Source organism: Burkholderia sp. 3C (assembly GCF_054589155.1).
Genome location: NZ_BAAILN010000136.1, coordinates 1 through 19,526 on the forward strand (window position 1 = coordinate 1; position 19,526 = coordinate 19,526).

Genomic DNA, 19,526 nt, shown 5'->3' on the forward strand with positions numbered 1-19,526 from the left:
GGCGCGCGCCGGCGTGACGGGCCTGTCGATCGGGCCGATCGACGCCTACACGCATTATTCGGGAATCCGTAAATCATGAGCACGCTCAAGACCGGCCCGCTGGGCCTGCGGCTGCGCACCTCGGTGTCGGCGGCGTCCGCGATCGCCGCCACGCTGTTCGGGCTGGTGCTCGTCACGTTCCTGATCGGCCGCGCCATGCCGGTCGATCCGGTGCTGGCGATCGTCGGCGACCGCGCCACGCCCGACGTGGTGGCGCGCGTGCGGCTCGAACTGGGCCTCGACAAGCCGCTGCTGACGCAGTTCTGGATCTACCTGCAGCACCTCGCGCACGGCGATCTCGGCACCTCGGTGATGACGGGGCAATCGGTGGTGGCCGATATCCGCCAGTTCTTCCCGGCCACGCTGGAACTGGCCACCGCCGCGATCCTGATCGCGGTGCTGGTGGGCGTGCCGCTCGGCGTGCTGTCGGCCGCGCGCGCCGGCTCGCGCCTGGACGGGCTGATCCGGCTGGTCAGCCTGAGCGGCCAGTCGATTCCGGCGTTCGTGCTGGCGCTGCTGTGCCTGCTGGTGTTCTACGTGAAGCTGAACCTCGCGCCCGGCGTGGGCCAGCAGGACGTCGCCTACGAGGGCATGGTGCCGTTCGCCACCGGCGCGCTGGTGATCGACGCGGCGCTCGACGGGCAATGGGATGTGTTTCGCGATGCGCTCGCCCACCTCGCGATGCCCGCGCTGATGCTGGCCTTCGTCAGCATGTCGATGCTGGTGCGGATGACGCGCACGTTCATGCTCGACGCGCTGGCCGGCGAGTTCGTGGTGACGGCGCGCGCCAAGGGGCTGTCGCCGATGCGGATTCTCTGGCGCCACGCGTTCGCGAATATTTCAGGACGCCTGATGGTGGTGATTGCGCTGGCCTACGCGAGCCTGCTCGAAGGCTCGGTGCTGACCGAAACGGTGTTCAGTTGGCCGGGGCTCGGGCAATACCTGACGCGCTCGCTGCTGAACGCGGACATGAATGCGGTGCTGGGCGCCACGCTGGTGATCGGCGCCGTCTACGTCGGCTCGAACTTCCTGGCCGATCTGGCCTACCGGTGGCTCGACCCGCGCGTGAAGTGAGACAGGAGGAGACATGACGATGAATACGCTCTCGACAGGGAGACGCATGCGCAACTGGCGCAACTGGGTGCTGACCGACACGCCGCAATCGCGGCGTCAGGCGGCGATCGGCATGGCGTATCGCGGCTGGCTGCAGTTTCGCGGCAACTGGCTGGCCATGACCGGGCTGGTGATCCTGCTCGCGCTGTTCGCGGTGGCGATCTTCGCGCCGCAACTGGCCACCCACGATCCCGACGCGCAGGACCTGGCGCTGCGGCTCGCGCCGCCGTCGGCCGCGCACTGGCTCGGCACCGACCAGCTCGGCCGCGATCTGTACAGCCGGCTGCTGTTCGGCGCGCGCATCACGCTCGGCATCGCCGTGATGATCGTCGCGATGGTCGCGCCGCTCGGGCTGCTGGTGGGCAGCGTGGCCGGCTACGCGGGCGGCTGGGTGGACCGCGTGCTGATGCGCGTGACCGACGTGTTCCTGGCGTTCCCGAAGCTGGTGCTCGCGCTCGCCTTCGTGTCGGCGCTGAAGCCCGGCCTGACGAGCGTGGTGCTGGCGATCGCGCTGACGGCGTGGCCGCCGTATGCGCGGATCGCGCGCGCCGAAACGCTGGTGATCCGCCGGGCCGATTTCGTCTCGGCGATTCGCCTGACGGGCGCCTCGGCGGCGCGCATCGTGCTGCGTCACATCATGCCCTTGTGCATCTCGTCGGTGATCGTGCGGGTGGCGCTCGACGTGAGCGGCATCGTGCTGACCGCGGCCGGCCTCGGCTTTCTCGGCATGGGCGCGCAGGCGCCGTCGCCCGAGTGGGGCGCGATGATCGCCAGCACGCGCGGCTTCATCCTGCAGCAATGGTGGGTGCCGGCCATCCCGGGCCTGGCGATCTTCGTCGCCTCGCTCGCCTTCAACCTGCTCGGCGACGGTCTGCGCGACGTGTTCGACCCGAAATCGGAGTAATCGATGGAAATCCAGGTCAACAACCTCAGGGTGAAGTTCGCCTCGCCGGCCGGTGAAGTGGAGGCCGTCAAGGGCGTGTCGTTCCGGCTCGGCCAGGAGAAGCTCGGCATCGTCGGCGAATCGGGTTCGGGCAAATCGCTGACGGCGCGCTCGATCCTCAAGCTGCTGCCGAGCCGCGCGACGATGTCGGCCGAGCAACTGAGCTTTGACGGCATCGATATCCAGGCCGCCGACGAGGCGCAGATGCGCCGGATTCGCGGCAAGCGCGCGGGCCTGATCATGCAGGACCCGAAGTATTCGCTGAACCCGGTGATGAGCGTGGGCGCGCAGATCGCCGAAACCTGGCGCGCGCATCGCGGCGAGGGCCGCAAGGCCGCGTTCGAGGCCGCGCTCGATTTGCTCGACCAGGTGAAGATTCGCGACCCGCGCCGCGTGGCGGCGGCCTATCCGAACGAGCTGTCGGGCGGCATGGGCCAGCGCGTGATGATCGCGATGATGCTCGCGCCCGATCCGGAAATGCTGATCGCCGACGAGCCGACCAGCGCGCTCGATGTCTCGGTGCAGGCCGATATCCTGCGGCTGCTCGAAACGCTCGTCGCGCAGCGCGGCATGTCGCTGCTGCTGATCAGCCATGACTTGCCGCTGGTTTCGCGCTTCTGCGACCGCGTGATGGTGATGTACGCGGGCCGGGTGGTCGAGGAACTGAAGGCGAGCGAACTGGCGCAGGCGCGCCATCCCTATACGCGCGGCCTGCTCGAATGCATGCCGTCGCTCGCGCGCCCCCGCGCGCGGCTGAAGACACTGGAACGGAGCGCGGCATGGAGCGAATGATCGAAGTCGAGAACCTGGACGTGCGGTTCGGCTCGTATCAGGCGGTCAAGCGCGCCTCGTTCACGGTGGGCAAGGGCGAGGCCTTCGGGCTGGTCGGCGAGAGCGGCTCGGGCAAATCCACCGTGCTGCGTGCGCTGGCCGGGCTGAACGGCGACTGGAGCGGCACGGTGCGCATCGGCGGCCGGGCGGAAGGCGCGAAGCGCAGCAAGGCGTTCTATCGCGACGTGCAGATGGTGTTTCAGGACCCCTACGGATCGCTGCACCCGCGCCAGACGATCGACCGCGCGCTCAGCGAGCCGCTGGCGATCCACGGTCTGGGCGACGTGGACAGCCGCGTGGCGCGCGCACTGAGCGAGGTGGCGCTGCCGCTGTCGGTGCGCTTTCGCTATCCGCATCAATTGTCGGGCGGCCAGCGCCAGCGCGTGGCGATCGCGCGTGCGCTGATCGCCGGGCCGAAGGTGCTGCTGCTCGACGAGCCGACCAGCGCGCTCGACGTGTCGATCCAGGCCGAGGTGCTGAACCTGCTCGCCGACCTGCGCGTGTCGCTCGGGCTGACCTACATCATGGTGGGTCACAACCTGGCGGCGGTGGCGCATCTGTGCGAGCGGATCGCGGTGATGCAGAACGGCGAGATCGTGGAAACGCTCTCGGCCGACGATCTGCGCGAACGCCGCATCGCCACCGACTACACGCGACGCCTGCGCGAGCTGAGTGACGACATCGAGGACCCGTTCGCCACTGAATCGCACTGACATTCCGGGCGGCGCGACGTGCTCGCGCCGATTTTCATTTTCAACGAATTCATATCACTTAGTTATGCAAACTGAATCGGATGTGCGTCAAGTCCTGGACCAGGCGATCGCCTGGGACAATCACGGTTGCATGCCGCTGCGTGCGGACGACGATTTCCTGCCGCAGCTCGAGCGTTATCGGCAGGCGGGCTATTCGGTCGTGACGCTCAATATCGGCATGGACCTGAACACGATCAACGAGGCTGTCGGCACGCTGGCCCATTTCCGTAACTGGGTCAAGCGTCACGCCGACCGTTTCTTGCTGATCGGTGGCGTGGCCGACATCGAGCGCGCCAAGACGGAGGGGCGGCTCGGCATCTGCTTCGACATCGAGGGCGCGGGGCTGCTGGGCGGCCAATTGAGCATGGTCGAGATGTACGCGGAACTGGGCGTGCGCTGGATGCTGATGGCCTACAACCGCAACAACGACGTGGGCGGCGGCTGTCTCGATGAAGACACCGGGTTGACCGCGTTCGGCCGCAGCGTGATCGACGAGATGGCGCGGGTCGGCATGGTGCCGTGCTGTTCGCACACCGGCTGGCGCACGGCGCGCGACGTGCTCGATCATGCGCGCGGGCCGGTGATCTTCTCGCATTCGAATGCGCATGCCGTGTACGAGCATCCGCGCAACATTCCCGATGAACTGATCGTGGCCTGCGCGCAGTCGGGCGGGGTGGTGGGGATCAACGGCATCGGCCGCTTCGTCGGCAAGGATGCGCAGGGCGATCTCGACAGCCGCAACGAGGCGATCTTCCGGCATCTCGACCACATGGTCGAACTGGTCGGCCCCGATCACGTGGGCCTCGGCTTCGACTACGTGTTCGATATCGAGGAGCTGGTGTCGTTCTACACCTCGCGTCCCGACCTGTTCCCGCCGTCGCGCGGCTATCCGACGCCCGCGCCGATGGTCGAGCCGGAGCGCCTGCCGTCGCTGGTGCGGATGCTGTTCGACAAGGGCTACCCGGCCGATGCGATCGTCAAGATTCTTGGCGGCAATCACCTGCGCGTCGCTCGTCAGGTGTGGAAGTGAGCGTCTGACAAAAGGCCGCGAACGACCGGTTTTCCGGCGCTTCGCGGCCTCCCGAATTTGCAGCCTGTTGTCCCTCGAAGCCGTTCCGGAAAGCCGCTCAAATTAATTCGGGATACTAATTTCAAATCTGCCCCGAGGCGATGCGGAACACCGGATCGGTTGTTACCCACACTGGAGATCACCATGAAACGGAAAATCATTTCGGCCGCCGCGCTTCTGATGGCGTTGGGCGCGGCATCCGCCGCGCATGCGCAAAGCTCGGTCACGTTGTACGGCATCATCGATGCCGGCATCGGCTTCACGCACAACGTCGCCAGTGCGGCCGACAAGAGCCGCAACGCCAATCAGGTGTCGTTTACCAACAGCCAGTTGATCGGCAACCGCTGGGGCCTGCGCGGCCGTGAAGACCTCGGCGGCGGCCTGCAGGCGGTGTTCGTGCTGGAAAGCGGCTTCCGGCCCGGCACCGGCGCGCTGGGGCAGGGCGGCCGGGAGTTCGGGCGTCAGGCCTATGTGGGCATCAGCAGCCAGGCGTGGGGGACGGTCACGCTGGGCCGTCAGTACGATGCGTTGAAGGATCTGCTGCAACCGCTGTCGGCCGACAACGTGTGGGGCACCGTGAACGTGACGCCGGGCGATCTCGACAACTACGACAACAGCGGGCGCGTCAGCAATGCGATCAAGTACACGAGCCCGTCACGCGACAACCTGAAGCTGGTCGCGATGTACGCGTTCGGCGGCGCGGCCGGCGACATCAGCATGGGCCAGACCGCCGCCGTGGCGGGCACCTACAAGTTCGGCGGGGTGACGCTCGGCGCGGGCTACTACATCGCGAAATTCAATCCGAGCAATACCGCGTTCAACACGTCGGACGTGATCAACAACTCGCTCGCGAGCAGCGCCTACGCGCTGGCGGCGCAATCGCTGCAGATCGCGCGGGCGGTGGCCACCTACGATATCGGCGGCCTCACGGTGGGCGCCGGCTACAGCAATACGCGCTACAAGCCGGCCGTTGCGCTGCAAACGGCGTTTTCCGAAACCGAGGCGTTCAACGCGTGGTCGGCGTTCGTCAACTACAAGTTCACTCCGGCCGTCATCGCGGGCCTTTCGTACAGCTACACGAATGCGAACGGGGCGCAGTCCGCGCATTACAACCAGGTGGGCGCGGGCGCGCAGTATCTGCTGTCGGTGCGTACGTCGCTCTACGCGCTGGTGGGCTATCAGCGCTCGGCCGGGCAAACCTTGAACGGCAAGCTCGCGGTGCCGGCCACGGCGTCGATCGGCGATGGCGGCTTGCAGTCGGCGAGCGGCTCGCAACTGGGCGCCTACTTCGGCATTACGCATCGCTTCTGACGCGCCTGCCGCCGCCTGCCGCCGCTTACGACGCGATCGAGATCAAGTCGGCTTCCTTGAACGACAACGCGGCGGCCACGGCGGGGATCACCTGCCGCGTGAACGCTTGCACGATCAGGCCGCGCAATTCGTCGGCGAGCGGGCCGAGGTCGTTCTCGCGATACAGCAGGTAGAAGGTGCGCGACAGGTCCGGGTAGGGCTTGTCCTTGCGCCGGAACGCGCCGAGCGGCAGCACCCGAAGCTGCGGAATATGGTGGCGCGCCTGCCAGATGCAGAGCGGCGTGGTGATGGCGAAGCCCAGGCCCGATCCGACCATGCTCAACAGCGGCTCGGTCGTGTCGAATTCGCAGGTGTTCTCGATCGCGTCGCCGTTTGCGCCCAGGTAGGCCTCGATGGCCCGGCCGTTGTTGCTGCGCGCCGAGTAGCGGATCAGCGGCAGCGTTCGCGCCAGCTCGGCCAGCGAGCCGGGCTGGCCGGGCTGGCCGGTTTCGGCGGACGCCGGCAATACCACCACGAACGCTTCCGAGAACAGCTTCACGCGCCGAATGCCCGCCGCGGCCGGGCCGCCGACCGGCGTGATGGCGATGTCGACCTGGCGCTGTTCGAGTTCCTGCTGAAGCAGGTCGGCCGAGCCGGACCACAGGCGGATCTGGTGCGCCACCGAGGACAGCGCGCGAATGATGATCGGCCCGCCGGTGGCGGCGAACGAATCGACGCAACCGATGCGCACCACCGGCCGCCGCGAGCGCGAGATGCGCCGCACCGCCTCCATCATCTGATCGGCGCCGCGCAGCAGCCCGCTGGCGTGTTCGAACAGGCGATCGCCGGCCGGCGTCGGGCGCGCCGGGCGGCTGGTGCGATCCAGCAGCAGCGTGCCCATGATTTCCTCGAGCAGCTTGATGCGTTGCGAGACGGCTGCCTGCGAGATGCCGAGCTTGCGCGAGGTGTCGGCAAAGGAGCCCGTCTGGATCAGCGTGACCCAGGTGAGCAGCGGCTCCCATTCGGGATAGCGTTGGGGCAATGGCTCGGCCATGTCGATACCGGAAAGAGGTCGGGCACGCCCCGGCGCGTTGCGCGGCGTGGGCGCGCCATCATACCGTGGCCATAATCCGGCCGATGCCCGTGTAATCCATGTACAACGGGCGCGTCGCACCATCAGGCATGCCGCGCTACACTATTAGAATTCCTGATACTCGGTTCACCTATGCTGTTTTCCTGAACCTGTCGCCCTACACTCGTTTCCATGGCGCATCGCCCGACATGGCCGATAGGCGCCGCCTTGGAGACCGGAGACGATGGTGAACAGACAATTACTTGAAGACCTGCCGCTGCGCCCCTTTCATGTCGGGGTGGCCTTCAGTGGAACGGGCGGGCAATTCAGCGACGGCTTCGTGCTCGGCATCATCGGCATTGCCGTGAGCATGGCGGCCGGCCCGCTGCATCTCGATGCGGTGTGGATGGGGCTGCTCGGCGCGGCCTCGCTGGCGGGGCTGTTCTTCGGCAGCATGCTGGCCGGGCCGATCGCGGATCGTTACGGACGCCGTACGATCTTCGCCTACGACATGCTGCTGTTCGCGGTGGTGTCCGCCGCGCAGTATTTCGTGACCTCGCCCACCCAATTGCTGGTGCTGCGCGTGATTCTCGGGTTGATTCTCGGCGCCGATTACGTGGTCAGCAAATCGCTGGTGACCGAATATTCGCCGCGCCGCTATCGCGGCCGCCTGCTCAGCGTGCTCGCGGCGGCATGGGCGGCCGGCTACGTGGGCGCCTATCTGGCCGGCTTCGCGATGAAGGACATCGGGCCGGACGCGTGGCGCATCATGCTCGCCGCGAGCGGCGTGCCCGCCTTGCTGATCCTGCCGTTCCGCCTGATCGTGCCGGAATCGCCGATGTGGCTCATGAAGCGCGGCCGGGCCGACGAAGCGCGCGCCATTATCGCGCGCCGCTTCGGGCCGAACGTGATGCTGCCCGAGCCGGCCGCCGCGCCGCAGGCGCATCGCGGCGCCTGGGCCGAGCTGTTCTCGCCGCGCTGGCGCCGCAACACGCTGGTCGGCTGCGTGTTCTACGCGTGCCAGGTGATTCCCTATTTCGCACTCGGCACCTTCGCGCCGAAGGTGCTCGAAGCGCTGCACGTGAAGGACAAGTTCCTCGGCGGCCTCGTCTACAACGTGCTGATCCTGGCCGGCGCGGTGATCGGCCTGCTGTTGATCGACCGGATCTCGCGCCGCCAATTCCTGATCGGCACGTTCTATCTGGCGGCGCTGGGCCTCGCCGTGCTCGCCTACGGCAACTTCGGGCCGGTCGGCACGATGCTCGCGTTCGGGCTGTTCGCCTGCGTGCTGTCGGCGGCCGCGAACCTCGAATTCGTCTATCCGCCCGAGCTGTTTCCCACACACCTGCGCGCGTCCGGCGTGGGTCTGGCCGTCGCGTCGAGCCGCTTCGGTTCGGCGATCAGCACGTTCCTGCTGCCGCTCGCGGTGCAGCACGTGGGCGTGCATGCGGCGCTCGGCGCCTGCGTGGCCGTGCTGCTGTTCGGCGGTGTTTTCTGCCACAAGCTGGCGCCGGAAACCGGCCGCGACAACCTCGCCGACATGACGGACGACAATCCCGCGGCCAGCGCATCGGCACACGGCACGTCCGCCGGCGTGAACCCCCATCGAACCCGAGCCTGACCGGCAACGCAAGCGCGTGCCGCACAGGCTTCCACCAGGAACCGAGATGCCGCTGAACAAACCGATCGACATGCATGCCGTCCACGTGTTCGTCGCCGTGGCCGAGGAGGGCAGCATGTCGGCCGCCGCGACGCGCATGGGCATGTCGCAATCGGGCGTCTCGCAGATCGTCCGGCAACTGGAAGAGGAACTGGGCGTGGTGCTCGTGAACCGCACCACGCGGCCGCTCACGCTGACGCCGTTCGGCATCGCGCTGCGCAACCGGGGCGCGGTGTTGAGCGAGGAAATCGCCAACCTCAAGGCGCAGGTGGTGGAGGCCGGGCGCGGCATCAAGCCGGACCTGCGCATCGGGCTGGTCGATTCGTTCGCCTCGACCTGCGGCTCGGTGTTCACCAAGGCGTTGCTCGGCAAGGTGTCGCAACTGTCGATCCGCACCGGCCTGAGCCCGCAGCAGGGCGAGGCGCTGCTGCGGCGCGATCTCGACCTGATCGTGACCAGCGACCCGCTGATCGACGCGAACGACGTGGTGCGCTACCGCTTGTTCTCCGAACGCTACTTCGTCATTACGCCGAAGGACTTTCGCAAGCCGGTGCGCAATGTGGACGAGTTGCGCGAGTTGGGCGCGCGCCTGCCGATCGTGCGCTTCAATCGCTCGTCGCAGGTCGGCCTGCAGATCGACCGCTACCTGCGCCGCATCGACCTGCGGCTGCCGAACCGGCTCGAACTGGACAACGCCGACGCGCTGACCTCGATGGTGGCCGAAGGCATCGGCTGGGCGATCACCTCGCCGATGTGCCTGCTGCAAGGCATCACGCATGCGTCGAACGTGGCCGTGCATGTGGTGGAGAAGCTGGAGCTGGAGCGCTCGCTGTACCTGGTGGCGCGCCGCGACGAATACAACGCATTTTTCGATGATGCCTGCGATACCGCGCACGGCGTGATCGAGACGTCGTTCCTGCCGAGGGTGAAGGCCGTCGGCAAACAGATCGAACAACTGATCAGCTTAGGAAACAGGGAAACTTATGAGTGAGCAGAACCAGGCCGGACAACGTACCGAGCGCGATTACGTGGGCGACGTGACGATTCCCGGCGATCGGCTGTATGGCGTCAACACCGTGCGCGGCGTCGACAACCTGAGCGTGTCGCCGTTGAGCATCGCCCACTATCCGGCGTTTCGCGATGCGTTCGCGCAAGTGAAATGGGCCGCCGCGCTGGCCAATCGCGACAACGGCGTGATCGGCGCGGCGCAATGCGACGCCATCGTGCAGGCGTGCCGGGAAGTGATCGAAGGCCGCTTCGACGCGTCGCTGGTGGTGGACCTGATGGAAGGCTCGGGCGGCACCTCCACCAACATGAACTTCAACGAAGTGATCGCCAACCGCGCCCAGCAGATTCTCGGGCACCCGGCCGGCAGCTACGAAGTCGTGCATCCGAACGATCATGTCAACCGCTCGCAATCGACCAACGATGCGTATCCGGCCGCGCTGAAGATCGCGACCTACGCCATGTTCGCGCCGCTGATCGACGAGGTGGCGCAGCTCGCCGCGCTGTTCGACGCCAAGGCCGCCGAGTTCGCCGACATCCTGCATCTGGGCCGTACCTGTCTTCAGGATGCCCAACCGATGCGGCTCGGCCAGGTGTTCGGCGGCTACGCGGCGCTGACACATCGCCTGGCCGGCGAGCTTGCCGCCGTACGCGACAAGCTGCGCACGCTGCCGCTCGGCGGCACCGCGATCGGCACCGGCTTCGGCGCGCCGGCCGGCTATCGCGTCGCGGCCTACACGCATCTGCGCGATATCACCGGCGTGAACTACGAGGCGCCGGCCAATTCGTTCGACGCGATGCAGAACATGGACGTGTTCTCGCGCGTCTCGGCCGAGCTGCGGACCTGCGCGGTGTCGCTGGCCAAGATCGCCTCGGACCTGACGGTATTGTCGTCCGGCCCGGTGGGCGGGCTGGGCGAACTGCGCCTGCCCGAGGCGCAGGCCGGCTCGTCGATCATGCCGGGCAAGGTGAACCCGGTGCTGCCGATGGCGATGATCCAGTTGAGCTTCGCGGTGGTCGGCAACGACGTGGCCGTGGCGCAGGCCGTGCAATACGGTGAACTGGAAATCAATCACTTCGAGCCGGTGGTGGCCTCGCGCGTGTTCGACAGCATCGCACTGCTGACGAATGGCATCGCGCGCTTCGCGCGGAAGTGCGTGACGGGCATCCAGGCCGACGCGGCGCGCAACGAGCAGCATTTGATCGAATCGATGGCGGTGGCTACCGCGCTGGTGCCGAAGATCGGCTATGCGCGCGTCAGCAAGCTCGCGCGTCAATCGGTGGCCGAAGGGCGCCCGCTTGTCAGCATTCTGGAAGAAACGGGGCTGCTGTCGAAGCAGGACACGCTGAAGGAAATCGACGTGGCGTCGCATCCGGTGTTCGGTGCGTAAGATGGCAGCCTGGCGATAACGGCCCGCGCCCGCCCGGAACGGTTCCGGGCGGGCGTGCCCATGATGGAGCGAACGATCGGCATGTTGGGAAAAGACGAAGTATTGACGTGGCTGGCGCAACGCGGCATCCCGTTTGCGTACGAGCAGCATGACGCCGTGCTCAACATGGCCGAATCGGGCCTGTTGACGCTGACGCTCGACGGCGCACGCTGCAAGAACCTGCTGCTGCAGGACAAGAAGGGCCAGGTTTTCCTGGTGGTCACCACGTCGAACAAGGCGCTCGAGCTGGGTGCGGTGGCCGAGGCGATCGGCAGCAAGCGGCTGTCGTTCGCGTCCGGCGACCGCTTGCTCGAACTGCTCGGCATTCGCACCGGCTCGCTGAGCCCGCTCGCGCTGGTCAACGACCATGCGCGGCGCGTGCGCCTGATTCTGGATACCGACCTCGAAGGCGAACCCGTTTTCCTGTTTCATCCGCTGGAGAACACGGCGAGCGTCGCGCTGTCGCGCGCGGCGCTCGATGCGTTCCTGGCGAGCCTCGACCGGCCGGGCGAATGGCTGGCGTTGCCGGCGCGCGTGGCGGCAGGCGAGTGAGGCGTTGCGGGAGCAGTTGCGCGGTGGTTCAGACATAGCACAAACTTCTGCCACATATCCTCACAGTCACGCCACAATTGCCGCCGTATTCCGCGTACGATTAGCACATCGAGGTCAACTGCTTTGAGCCTCGTACCTTATCTAAGGTGTTAGCCGGTGGATCGATTGTTCGGTCCCCCGGCATTTTTTTGTCCGTCGAAAATAGCCGGTTTAAACACCTCCTCGGCCCATTGGCGGAAGCTTGTCCGCCCGATGATCGCGGTGTCGCGCGACGCCGCGTTGTCCATCCCTTCTTCCTTGGCGCGCAGCATGTCGACGAAGCCTTGTGCGAACGCCTCGGTGAAACCGCGACCGATGCAAGCCTGCTTGTATGCTTCGTAGGACTGATGTTCGTATTGCACCGGTTTCCCGATCGTCTCCGAGACGATCGCCGCAAGTTCGCTATACGACAGTTCTTCCGGACCGAGCACGGCAATGTCCTCTTGGCCCGACCACGAGCGATCGAGCAGCAGGCCGGCGGCGGCGAGGCCGGAATCGAGCGTCGCGGTGTGGGGCAGCTTCCGGTGCGGGTCGATCGGCCCGACCATCTTGCCGTGACGGATAGCTTCGATCTGCCGCAGCGCGTTGTCCATGAATGCCGGCAAGGCGAGCCCGCGAACCGATGCCCCGGTCTGCCGCATCAGATCGACCATCCGGATCGAGCCGGTGACGGTCCCCGCGCGATCTTGCCACTGCGTGCCACGCCCCAGCGTGGTGACGGCCACCACATGCGCGATGCCATGCCGACGTATTGCGTCTGCCGCCGGCCGGGCGAAGTCGACCGTGGCGGCATCCGGTGTTGCCGATGGCGTGGGTGGACACAGCCAGAAAACCGCATCGGCCCCGCGCAATGCCCGATCGACGATCGTGGCGTCGCCGTGAGAACCTTCGACGATATCGACGCGTTCGCGAACAGCCGGTGGCAGCGTGTTGGCGTCGCGCACGATCAGGCGCAATGCCGCGTGGGCGTCGAGCAGGTGCCGAACGACGTGACGGCCGATATTTCCGGTGGGGGTAGTGACAACGATCATGGCGCCTCCAATGAAAATGGAAGCCTACCTGCCGTGCAATCGTCGAGCTATAGTCCATCGTCGCTGATTTCTTCGCAATCGTCCGAGCACCGTGGACCCACTCTCCGAAATCCTCTCGATTCTCAAGCCCGAAAGCTTTCTGACCGCCGGCGTCGATGCAGGCGGCGCATGGGCCATCCGTTTCGGCAGCCGGCCCGGTACGATCAAGTGTCATGCGGTGATAGCCGGCGCATGCTGGCTGTCGATGGACGGTATCGACCACGCGGTCCGGCTGACGGAAGGCGACTGCATCATCCTGCCGGCCGGGTTGCCCTTCACGCTGGCCAGCGATCTCGCCCTGCATCCGGTGCAGGCGCGAGACGTGTTGGCCGGCATACAACCGGGCGATGTCCTCGTTCACAACGGCGGCGGCGGTTTCGCGTTTGTCGGCACGCGCTTCGAAGTCGATGCGCGCGAAGCCGGAAGTCTGCTCGGCGCGTTGCCGCCGTTGATTCATCTGCATCAGGCCGAAGATCGTGCCGCCATGCACTGGTGCATTCAACACATGATGATCGAGATGCAACCGGGAAGGCTGGGTGGCGCGCTTGCGGCGCGTCATCTGGCGCATTTCATATTGCTGCAGGCTTTCCGATTGCATCTGTCTCGGCAGGCGGCCGAACGGGTCGGCATTTTGTATGCGCTTGCCGATCCGCACGTCGGCAAGGCGATCGAAGCGATGCATCTCGATGCGGCGCATCGCTGGACCATTGCCGAGTTGGCCGACCATGCCGGCCTGTCGCGATCCGTTTTCGCGCAGCGATTTCGGGAGCGGGTCGGCGAAACGCCGATTGCCTATCTGACGCATTGGCGCATGCGGTTGGCGAAAGACAAGCTGCTGAACAGCCGCGAGACGCTTGGACAGATCGCGGCCGCGCTCGGCTACGAATCGGAGAATGCGTTCAATACGGCATTCAAGCGGGTGGTGGGCTGTTCTCCGCGTCGCTATGCCCGGACTGACGTGGACGGTCTGAATACGCCGGATTGATGGTTCGTTGGATGGGCGGCCCGGAAGGCGATGTGCCGGTCCCGGCGGCGCGATGTCGAAATTGGATGGAACGTTGTCGCAAGCGTACTAGCCCGGGCCGGGCTTTTGGAATAACGTGAACGCCTTCTCATCCGACCGTCTGGAATCGACATGTCCGACTTCATCACCGTTTTGCGCGAAACCTGCCCCGTTCCCGTTGTCGACGCCACGAAGTGGAAGCGCATCGGCGGCGATCCGCACACCGTGAACCTCAACGCGTATCTCTCCAAGGACGGCAGCAAGATCATGGGCACGTGGATCTGCACGCCGGGCAAGTTCGAAGTGAACTACGAGAAATGGGAGTTCTGCCACTTCCTCGAAGGCTATTGCATCATCACGCCGGAAGGCGAGGCGCCCGTGCATTTGAAGGGCGGCGACGTGTTCGTGATCGAGCCGGGCATGAAGGGCACGTGGGAGGTGGTGGAGACGGTGCGGAAGTATTTCGTGTTTGCCTGAGCGAAGCATCGCGGTTCGATTCCGGGCGGCGTTCGGCTGCGAACGGTGCGCCGATCGCTGCTCGGAACCTATCGACAATCGATCACTGAGGATCGGCGTCGAGCGTCGATGCGGACCAACCGAATGCCGCCTTCATATGGCCGACTTCTTCTGTCGGCGATCGACCGAATTCCCGCTTGAATTCCCGGCTGAATTGCGAAGGGCTTTCGTAGCCGACCGTGGCGGACGCGGCGGCGGCCGTCAAGCCGGTGCGAATCATCAACAGGCGCGCCTGATGCAAGCGCGTCGATTTCAGATATTGAGCCGGCGTCGTGTGAGTCACGGCCTTGAAATGGCGGTGAAACGTCGGCACGCTCATGCCGCTTTCGTTGCTCAAGCTATCGACGTCGATCCGTTTGTCGTAATCGCTGTGGATGCGGCGCAGCGCCCGCGCGATCTGCGAGAAATGGCCGGTCGTCGCAAGCGACGCACGCATGGCATCGCCTTGCTCGCCGGTCAGCACCAGGAAGCATAGCTCGTGCACCACGAGGGGGGCGACGATTCGCGCCTCCAGCGGCGAGCCGAGCGCTTCCAGAAGACGAAGCAGCGTGCTTGAAAGCCGATCGTTCAAGCGTGTGGAATAGATGCCTCGCGGCGTCGCGGGTGTTTTGCTGCCGGGCGTATCCACATCGAGCATCAGATCCGCAGTGACGCTGGCATCGAGGCGAACGGTGACGGCGAGAAACGGTGCCTCGGGCGTTGCTTCCGTTTCCGTGGAAAACGGCAGCGGTACCGAAAGCACGAGATAGTGACTGGCGTCATAGAGAAAGACCTCGTCGCCAAGGAACCCGCGCTTGCGGCCCTGACAGACGAGCACGATGCTCGGTTTGTACAAAACCGGCGTGCGGCCGAGCGAGCGGTTGGCACGAACAAAGCTGACCGCATCCAGCATCGATGCCGTATATCCCTCGTTGGGCGCGAGCCGTTCGATCTGCCTGACGATTTGCTTCTGCCGCTCCGGCATCTCCCCTCCCGCGTTTTTCACTGACCCTCGCCAATATATTCGATATGCGAGGCCGGGATGCCCGTTTGATACTTATAGGCAAGAGTCCGAGAACCACAGCCATGGCTCGTCGAAAATCCGGCAGGTACATTCGTTTTCACGATTTCGAACCCTGATCGTCAGGTGACTCGGCAAATCGATTTTCGAGGAAACGACCATGCAGGATATCAACGAGGTTGAAGGAAAAGTTGCAATCGTCACCGGCGCGGCCAGCGGCATTGGACGCGCCATCACCGAGCTGCTCGTGGCGCGCGGCGCCTGCGTGGTGGCCGAGGATATCGATCCCGCCGTCGAAGCGCTGGCCGGGCCGCATGTCGTGCCGCTGGTCGCCGATATCTCCGCCGACGGCAGCGCGGAAAAAGCGGTGGCACTTGCCGTTGAACGGTTTTCACGGCTGGATCTGCTCGTCAACAATGCCGGCATCATCATCAACAAGCTCGTGGTGGACATGTCGCGCGACGACTGGGAGCGGATCATGAACGTCAACGTGACAGGCGCCTTCCTGCATTCGCGCGAGGCCATGAAAGCGATGATGCCGCAGCGCGCCGGCGCCATCGTCAACGTGGCGTCCTATGCGTCGTATTTCGCATTCCCGACGATTGCCGCCTACACCGCCTCGAAAGGGGCGCTTGCGCAGCTGACGCGGACGCTTGCGCTGGAGGCGATCGAGTACGGCATCCGGGTCAATGCGGTCGGTTCCGGCGATGTCCTCACCCACATCCTCGATCGCGTCGCGCCCGACGGCAACGGCGCCGCAGCGTTGGCGGCTCACGGAGCGCGTGCGCCGATCGGACGGGCGGCGCATCCCGAGGAAATCGCGGAGGTGGTGTTGTTCCTTGCCTCCGGGCGAGCCAGCTTCATGGTCGGATCGGTCGTGATGGCCGATGGCGGCATGAGCGTGAAGGCCGGAGCCTGAGCGAGCGCCAAAAGGGGCGGATTGCGGCGAGCGGCGGTGTCGGAGACGTCCGCCAAACGTGTCGATTTCCCGCTCCTTCCAAACTAACTGGATAGCATTCCCTCACCAAGCGGATAGCCGCAGAAAATAGTCCGGTTTCTAATGCATCTCACCCCCACCCGAATCCCGCAACCCGGCCCGAGATGCCATTGGAGATGCAATCGTGAACGCTGAAATGAACCCGGTCCGCTGGCGAAATTTCGTCAACGGCTGCATCGACTTTCGTCCGGACGAGGGCATCTATCGTATTGCACGCGATATGTTCACCGAGCCGGATCTGTTCAATCTCGAGATGGAGCTGATCTTCGAGAAAAACTGGATCTACGCTTGCCATGAAAGCGAGATTTCGAAGCCCAACGATTTCATCACGATACGCGCGGGTCGCCAGCCGCTGATCGTCTCGCGCGACGGCAACGGCGCGCTGCACGCGATGATCAACGCCTGTCAGCATCGGGGCGCCACGCTCACGCGCATGAGCAAGGGCAACCAATCCACCTTCACATGCCCGTTCCATGCGTGGTGCTACAAGAGCGACGGCCGCCTCGTCAAGATCAAGGCGCCGAGCGAGTACGGTGACGATTTCGACAAGGCCGGGCGCGGCCTCAAGAAGGCGCGTATCGCGAGCTACAAGGGCTTCGTGTTCGTCAGCCTCGATGCGCAAGGCACCGATACGCTGGACGATTATCTCGGCGACGCCCGCGTGTTCCTCGACATGATGGTGGCGCAATCGCCGACCGGAGAACTCGAAGTGCTGCCCGGCAAGTCCACCTACACGTTCGACGGCAACTGGAAGCTGCAGAACGAGAACGGTCTCGACGGCTATCACGTCAGCACCGTGCATTACAACTACGTGGCGACGGTCCAGCACCGCCAGGAAGAAAACCTCAAGAAGGGCGCCGGCAACAGCGCGACGCTCGACTACAGCAAGCTCGGCGCGGGCGATACCGAAACCGACGATGGCTGGTTCGCATTCCGAAACGGCCACGCGCTGCTGTTCAGCGACATGCCGAATCCTGCCGTGCGCCCCGGCTATGCGAGCGTGATGCCGCGGCTCGTGAAAACGCATGGCCAGAAGAAGGCGGAATGGATGATGCACCGCCTGCGCAACCTGAACATCTATCCGAGCCTGTTTTTCATGGATCAGATCAGCTCGCAATTGCGCATCGTGCGTCCGATCAGCTGGAACAAGACGGAGGTGATCAGCCAGTGCATCGGCGTGAAGGGTGAATCGGACCAGGATCGCGAAAATCGCATCCGGCAGTTCGAGGATTTCTTCAACGTGTCGGGCATGGGCACGCCCGACGACCTCGTGGAGTTCCGCGAGCAGCAGCGCGGGTTCCAGGCGCGCCTGGAACGCTGGAGCGACATCTCGCGAGGCCACCGGAAGTGGGTGGCGGGCACGACGGTCAACGCCGAACTGCTCGGTATCGCGCCGGCGCTGACCGGTACCGAGCTGACGCACGAAGGCTTGTACGTCAATCAGCATGGCGCCTGGCGCGACGCCCTGCTCAAGCGCCTCGACGTGATGAGCGCCGATCGTCAGGAGGCCTGAACCATGTCGAACCCGGCCATCCAGTATTCCGTCGAGCAATTCCTGTATCGCAAGTCCGAGCTGTGCGATCTGCAGCAATGGGACGATTACGTCGAGCTGTTCGACGAGAACAGCGAATTCCACGTGCCGCAATGGGATTCCGAGCACGAATACACGACCGATCCGAAGCGCGGCATGTCGCTCGTCTATTACGCCAGTCGCGGTGGCCTGGAAGACCGGGTATTCCGTGTGCGTACCGGCAAGTCGGCGGCCTGCACGCCGATGCCGCGCACCATGCATCAGATCACCAATGTGCGCATTGCGCCGGCAGAAGGCGGCGGCGCCGGCGAGATCGAGGTGAAGGCGAACTGGGCGACGTTCTATGCGCGCCACGGCGTCGCGGAGCATTTCTTCGGTCGCGCGACCTACCGGCTGCGGCCCGATGGCGAGAGCTGGAAGATCATGCGCAAGCATGTGCTGCTGCTCAACGACACCATCAACGCGGTGCTCGATTTCTATCATCTGTAAACGGAGGGGCGCGCGATGAGTCATAAGGTGGCCTTCAATTTTGCCGACGGAAAGACGGTGTTCTTCGACGTGCGTCCCGACGAAATCCTGCTGGATGCCGCGCTGCGCAACGGCATCCAGATTCCGCTCGATTGCCGCGAGGGCGTGTGCGGTACCTGCCGGGGGCGCTGCGATTCGGGGCTTTATACACAGGACTACGTGGACGAGGAGGCGCTGACCGCCGACGATCTGGCGCAGCGCAAGATGCTGTCGTGCCAGACGCGCGTGCAATCGGATGCGTCGTTCAGCTACGATTTCGATTCTGCTCTGTGCAGCGCGGCCGGCACCGAACGGTTGAGCGGGCGTGTCGTGGGGGTGCGTCAGGTGTCGGAGACAACCGCGATCCTGCAGGTGGACGCCAGCGCCCATCAACGCCGGATCGATTTTCTTCCGGGTCAATATGCACGCCTGAACGTTCCGGGCACGGATGCGTGGCGCGCCTATTCGTTCGCGCATTGCCCGAACGACACCAACCGGTTGCAGTTCCTGATCCGGCTGCTGCCCGACGGCGTGATGAGCCGGTATATCCGCGAGCGTTGCGAGGCGGGGCAGACGATCGAATTCGAGGCGCCGTTCGGGGCGTTCTACCTGCGTCATGTCGAGCGGCCGATCGTGATGGCGGCCGGCGGCACCGGCTTGTCGGCGTTTCTCGGCATGCTCGACGAATTGGCCGCGAACGGTGCGGGCGGCCAGCCGGTCCGGCTCTATTACGGCGTTACGCACACGCGCGACCTGTGCGAAATCGAGCGGATCAAGGCCTATGCGGCAAGCATTCCGCAATTTTCGTATGAAATCGTCGTCATGAAGCCGTCGCCCGAGTGGCAGGGCAAGACGGGCCTGATTCCCGAGCATCTGCCGCGTGCATCGCTGATGGCGGCGCCGTTCGACATGTACATGTGCGGGCCGCCACCGATGGTCGAGGCGATTCGCGGCTGGCTTCACGATGCCGGCATCGTCGATGTCCGGCTCCACTTCGAGAAGTTCGTGGAAAGCGGGAGTGTGCATCAGGCAGCCTGACCGGCACGCCGAAGCGCATTTATTTCCGGCCGCAAGTTTCGGCTACCATGCCAGGATCGGACGAACGAC

19 protein-coding genes are annotated in these 19,526 nt (G+C 65.0%); 16 read left to right on the plus strand and 3 right to left on the minus strand.

Annotated features, from left to right (window positions below):
- Positions 1-75 precede the first annotated feature (75 nt).
- The 6 genes from ACYP33_RS28040 (at position 76) to ACYP33_RS28065 (ending at position 6,058) form a co-directional block, all read left to right on the plus strand.
- A complete protein-coding gene (locus tag ACYP33_RS28040) occupies positions 76-1,113 on the plus strand; it encodes an ABC transporter permease (protein ID WP_459624682.1) in 1,038 nt (345 codons plus the stop codon).
- Between the two features lie 19 nt (positions 1,114-1,132).
- Positions 1,133-2,056: an ABC transporter permease gene (locus ACYP33_RS28045; RefSeq protein WP_459624683.1), complete on the plus strand. Its 924-nt coding sequence runs from the start codon at positions 1,133-1,135 to the stop codon at positions 2,054-2,056.
- A gap of 3 nt (positions 2,057-2,059) precedes the next feature.
- Entirely contained in the window at positions 2,060-2,887 is an 828-nt protein-coding gene (locus tag ACYP33_RS28050; RefSeq protein ID WP_414441250.1) for an ABC transporter ATP-binding protein, read from the plus strand.
- On the plus strand, positions 2,884-3,639 hold the full coding sequence (locus tag ACYP33_RS28055; RefSeq protein WP_459624813.1) for an ABC transporter ATP-binding protein: 756 nt from the start codon (positions 2,884-2,886) through the stop codon (positions 3,637-3,639). Before ACYP33_RS28050 ends, ACYP33_RS28055 begins: the two co-directional genes overlap by 4 nt.
- A gap of 82 nt (positions 3,640-3,721) precedes the next feature.
- Positions 3,722-4,708, plus strand: a complete 987-nt coding sequence (locus ACYP33_RS28060) for a dipeptidase (RefSeq protein ID WP_459624684.1) — start codon at positions 3,722-3,724, stop codon at positions 4,706-4,708.
- A 183-nt stretch (positions 4,709-4,891) separates the two neighbouring features.
- Positions 4,892-6,058: a porin gene (locus ACYP33_RS28065; protein WP_459624685.1), complete on the plus strand. Its 1,167-nt coding sequence runs from the start codon at positions 4,892-4,894 to the stop codon at positions 6,056-6,058.
- Between the two features lie 25 nt (positions 6,059-6,083).
- On the opposite strand, the gene ACYP33_RS28070 is transcribed toward ACYP33_RS28065, so the two are convergent.
- Positions 6,084-7,091, minus strand: a complete 1,008-nt coding sequence (locus ACYP33_RS28070; RefSeq protein WP_459624686.1) for a LysR family transcriptional regulator — start codon at positions 7,089-7,091, stop codon at positions 6,084-6,086.
- A 262-nt stretch (positions 7,092-7,353) separates the two neighbouring features.
- On the opposite strand from ACYP33_RS28070, the gene ACYP33_RS28075 reads away from it, so the two are divergent.
- From ACYP33_RS28075 to ACYP33_RS28090, 4 genes are all read left to right on the plus strand, one after another.
- On the plus strand, positions 7,354-8,730 hold the full coding sequence (locus tag ACYP33_RS28075) for an MFS transporter (RefSeq protein ID WP_459624687.1): 1,377 nt from the start codon (positions 7,354-7,356) through the stop codon (positions 8,728-8,730).
- 46 nt (positions 8,731-8,776) lie between these two features.
- On the plus strand, positions 8,777-9,760 hold the full coding sequence (locus ACYP33_RS28080; RefSeq protein WP_459624688.1) for a LysR family transcriptional regulator: 984 nt from the start codon (positions 8,777-8,779) through the stop codon (positions 9,758-9,760).
- On the plus strand, positions 9,753-11,165 hold the full coding sequence (locus ACYP33_RS28085) for an aspartate ammonia-lyase (RefSeq protein ID WP_459624689.1): 1,413 nt from the start codon (positions 9,753-9,755) through the stop codon (positions 11,163-11,165). The genes ACYP33_RS28080 and ACYP33_RS28085 overlap by 8 nt, the downstream gene beginning before the upstream one ends.
- A gap of 81 nt (positions 11,166-11,246) precedes the next feature.
- Positions 11,247-11,756 carry a prolyl-tRNA synthetase associated domain-containing protein gene (locus tag ACYP33_RS28090; protein WP_459624690.1) on the plus strand — a complete coding sequence of 170 codons (510 nt, stop codon included), beginning with the start codon at positions 11,247-11,249 and terminating at the stop codon, positions 11,754-11,756.
- A gap of 149 nt (positions 11,757-11,905) precedes the next feature.
- Here the strand turns inward: ACYP33_RS28090 and ACYP33_RS28095 are convergent, their stop codons facing one another.
- Positions 11,906-12,826, minus strand: coding sequence for an NmrA family NAD(P)-binding protein (locus tag ACYP33_RS28095; RefSeq protein WP_459624691.1), 921 nt, complete (start codon positions 12,824-12,826; stop codon positions 11,906-11,908).
- A gap of 91 nt (positions 12,827-12,917) precedes the next feature.
- On the opposite strand from ACYP33_RS28095, the gene ACYP33_RS28100 reads away from it, so the two are divergent.
- The gene (locus ACYP33_RS28100) at positions 12,918-13,850 is read left to right on the plus strand and encodes an AraC family transcriptional regulator (protein WP_459624692.1); all 933 of its coding nucleotides are present in this window, start codon (positions 12,918-12,920) and stop codon (positions 13,848-13,850) included.
- A 150-nt stretch (positions 13,851-14,000) separates the two neighbouring features.
- Positions 14,001-14,345, plus strand: coding sequence for a cupin domain-containing protein (locus tag ACYP33_RS28105; protein WP_414441260.1), 345 nt, complete (start codon positions 14,001-14,003; stop codon positions 14,343-14,345).
- Between the two features lie 82 nt (positions 14,346-14,427).
- Here the strand turns inward: ACYP33_RS28105 and ACYP33_RS28110 are convergent, their stop codons facing one another.
- Positions 14,428-15,348: an AraC family transcriptional regulator gene (locus ACYP33_RS28110; protein ID WP_459624814.1), complete on the minus strand. Its 921-nt coding sequence runs from the start codon at positions 15,346-15,348 to the stop codon at positions 14,428-14,430.
- A 196-nt stretch (positions 15,349-15,544) separates the two neighbouring features.
- Here ACYP33_RS28110 and ACYP33_RS28115 point away from each other — a divergent pair, with 196 nt between their 5' ends.
- The 4 genes from ACYP33_RS28115 to antC all read left to right on the plus strand — a co-directional run bounded on the left by ACYP33_RS28115 (position 15,545) and on the right by antC (position 19,457).
- Positions 15,545-16,303, plus strand: coding sequence for an SDR family NAD(P)-dependent oxidoreductase (locus ACYP33_RS28115; RefSeq protein WP_459624694.1), 759 nt, complete (start codon positions 15,545-15,547; stop codon positions 16,301-16,303).
- 214 nt (positions 16,304-16,517) lie between these two features.
- Positions 16,518-17,894, plus strand: coding sequence for an anthranilate 1,2-dioxygenase large subunit (antA, locus tag ACYP33_RS28120; RefSeq protein ID WP_459624815.1), 1,377 nt, complete (start codon positions 16,518-16,520; stop codon positions 17,892-17,894).
- A gap of 3 nt (positions 17,895-17,897) precedes the next feature.
- Positions 17,898-18,401, plus strand: coding sequence for an anthranilate 1,2-dioxygenase small subunit (antB, locus tag ACYP33_RS28125; protein WP_459624695.1), 504 nt, complete (start codon positions 17,898-17,900; stop codon positions 18,399-18,401).
- Between the two features lie 15 nt (positions 18,402-18,416).
- Positions 18,417-19,457 (plus strand): anthranilate 1,2-dioxygenase electron transfer component AntC, encoded by a 1,041-nt coding sequence (gene antC, locus ACYP33_RS28130; protein ID WP_459624696.1) that lies wholly within the window; start codon positions 18,417-18,419, stop codon positions 19,455-19,457.
- The last annotated feature ends 69 nt before the right edge of the window (positions 19,458-19,526 follow it).

Bases quoted from the DNA above. Each gene is read 5' to 3' on its own strand.
- antA (WP_459624815.1), top strand. From the start codon at position 16,518: ATGAACCCGGTCCGCTGGCGAAATTTCGTCAACGGCTGCATCGACTTT.
- ACYP33_RS28095 (WP_459624691.1), bottom strand. From the start codon at position 12,826: ATGATCGTTGTCACTACCCCCACCGGAAATATCGGCCGTCACGTCGTT.
- ACYP33_RS28110 (WP_459624814.1), bottom strand. From the start codon at position 15,348: ATGCCGGAGCGGCAGAAGCAAATCGTCAGGCAGATCGAACGGCTCGCG.
- ACYP33_RS28065 (WP_459624685.1), top strand. From the start codon at position 4,892: ATGAAACGGAAAATCATTTCGGCCGCCGCGCTTCTGATGGCGTTGGGC.
- ACYP33_RS28115 (WP_459624694.1), top strand. From the start codon at position 15,545: ATGCAGGATATCAACGAGGTTGAAGGAAAAGTTGCAATCGTCACCGGC.
- ACYP33_RS28045 (WP_459624683.1), top strand. From the start codon at position 1,133: ATGAATACGCTCTCGACAGGGAGACGCATGCGCAACTGGCGCAACTGG.
- ACYP33_RS28040 (WP_459624682.1), top strand. From the start codon at position 76: ATGAGCACGCTCAAGACCGGCCCGCTGGGCCTGCGGCTGCGCACCTCG.
- antC (WP_459624696.1), top strand. From the start codon at position 18,417: ATGAGTCATAAGGTGGCCTTCAATTTTGCCGACGGAAAGACGGTGTTC.
- ACYP33_RS28080 (WP_459624688.1), top strand. From the start codon at position 8,777: ATGCCGCTGAACAAACCGATCGACATGCATGCCGTCCACGTGTTCGTC.
- ACYP33_RS28085 (WP_459624689.1), top strand. From the start codon at position 9,753: ATGAGTGAGCAGAACCAGGCCGGACAACGTACCGAGCGCGATTACGTG.
- antB (WP_459624695.1), top strand. From the start codon at position 17,898: ATGTCGAACCCGGCCATCCAGTATTCCGTCGAGCAATTCCTGTATCGC.
- ACYP33_RS28090 (WP_459624690.1), top strand. From the start codon at position 11,247: ATGTTGGGAAAAGACGAAGTATTGACGTGGCTGGCGCAACGCGGCATC.
- ACYP33_RS28105 (WP_414441260.1), top strand. From the start codon at position 14,001: ATGTCCGACTTCATCACCGTTTTGCGCGAAACCTGCCCCGTTCCCGTT.
- ACYP33_RS28055 (WP_459624813.1), top strand. From the start codon at position 2,884: ATGATCGAAGTCGAGAACCTGGACGTGCGGTTCGGCTCGTATCAGGCG.
- ACYP33_RS28075 (WP_459624687.1), top strand. From the start codon at position 7,354: ATGGTGAACAGACAATTACTTGAAGACCTGCCGCTGCGCCCCTTTCAT.
- ACYP33_RS28070 (WP_459624686.1), bottom strand. From the start codon at position 7,091: ATGGCCGAGCCATTGCCCCAACGCTATCCCGAATGGGAGCCGCTGCTC.
- ACYP33_RS28050 (WP_414441250.1), top strand. From the start codon at position 2,060: ATGGAAATCCAGGTCAACAACCTCAGGGTGAAGTTCGCCTCGCCGGCC.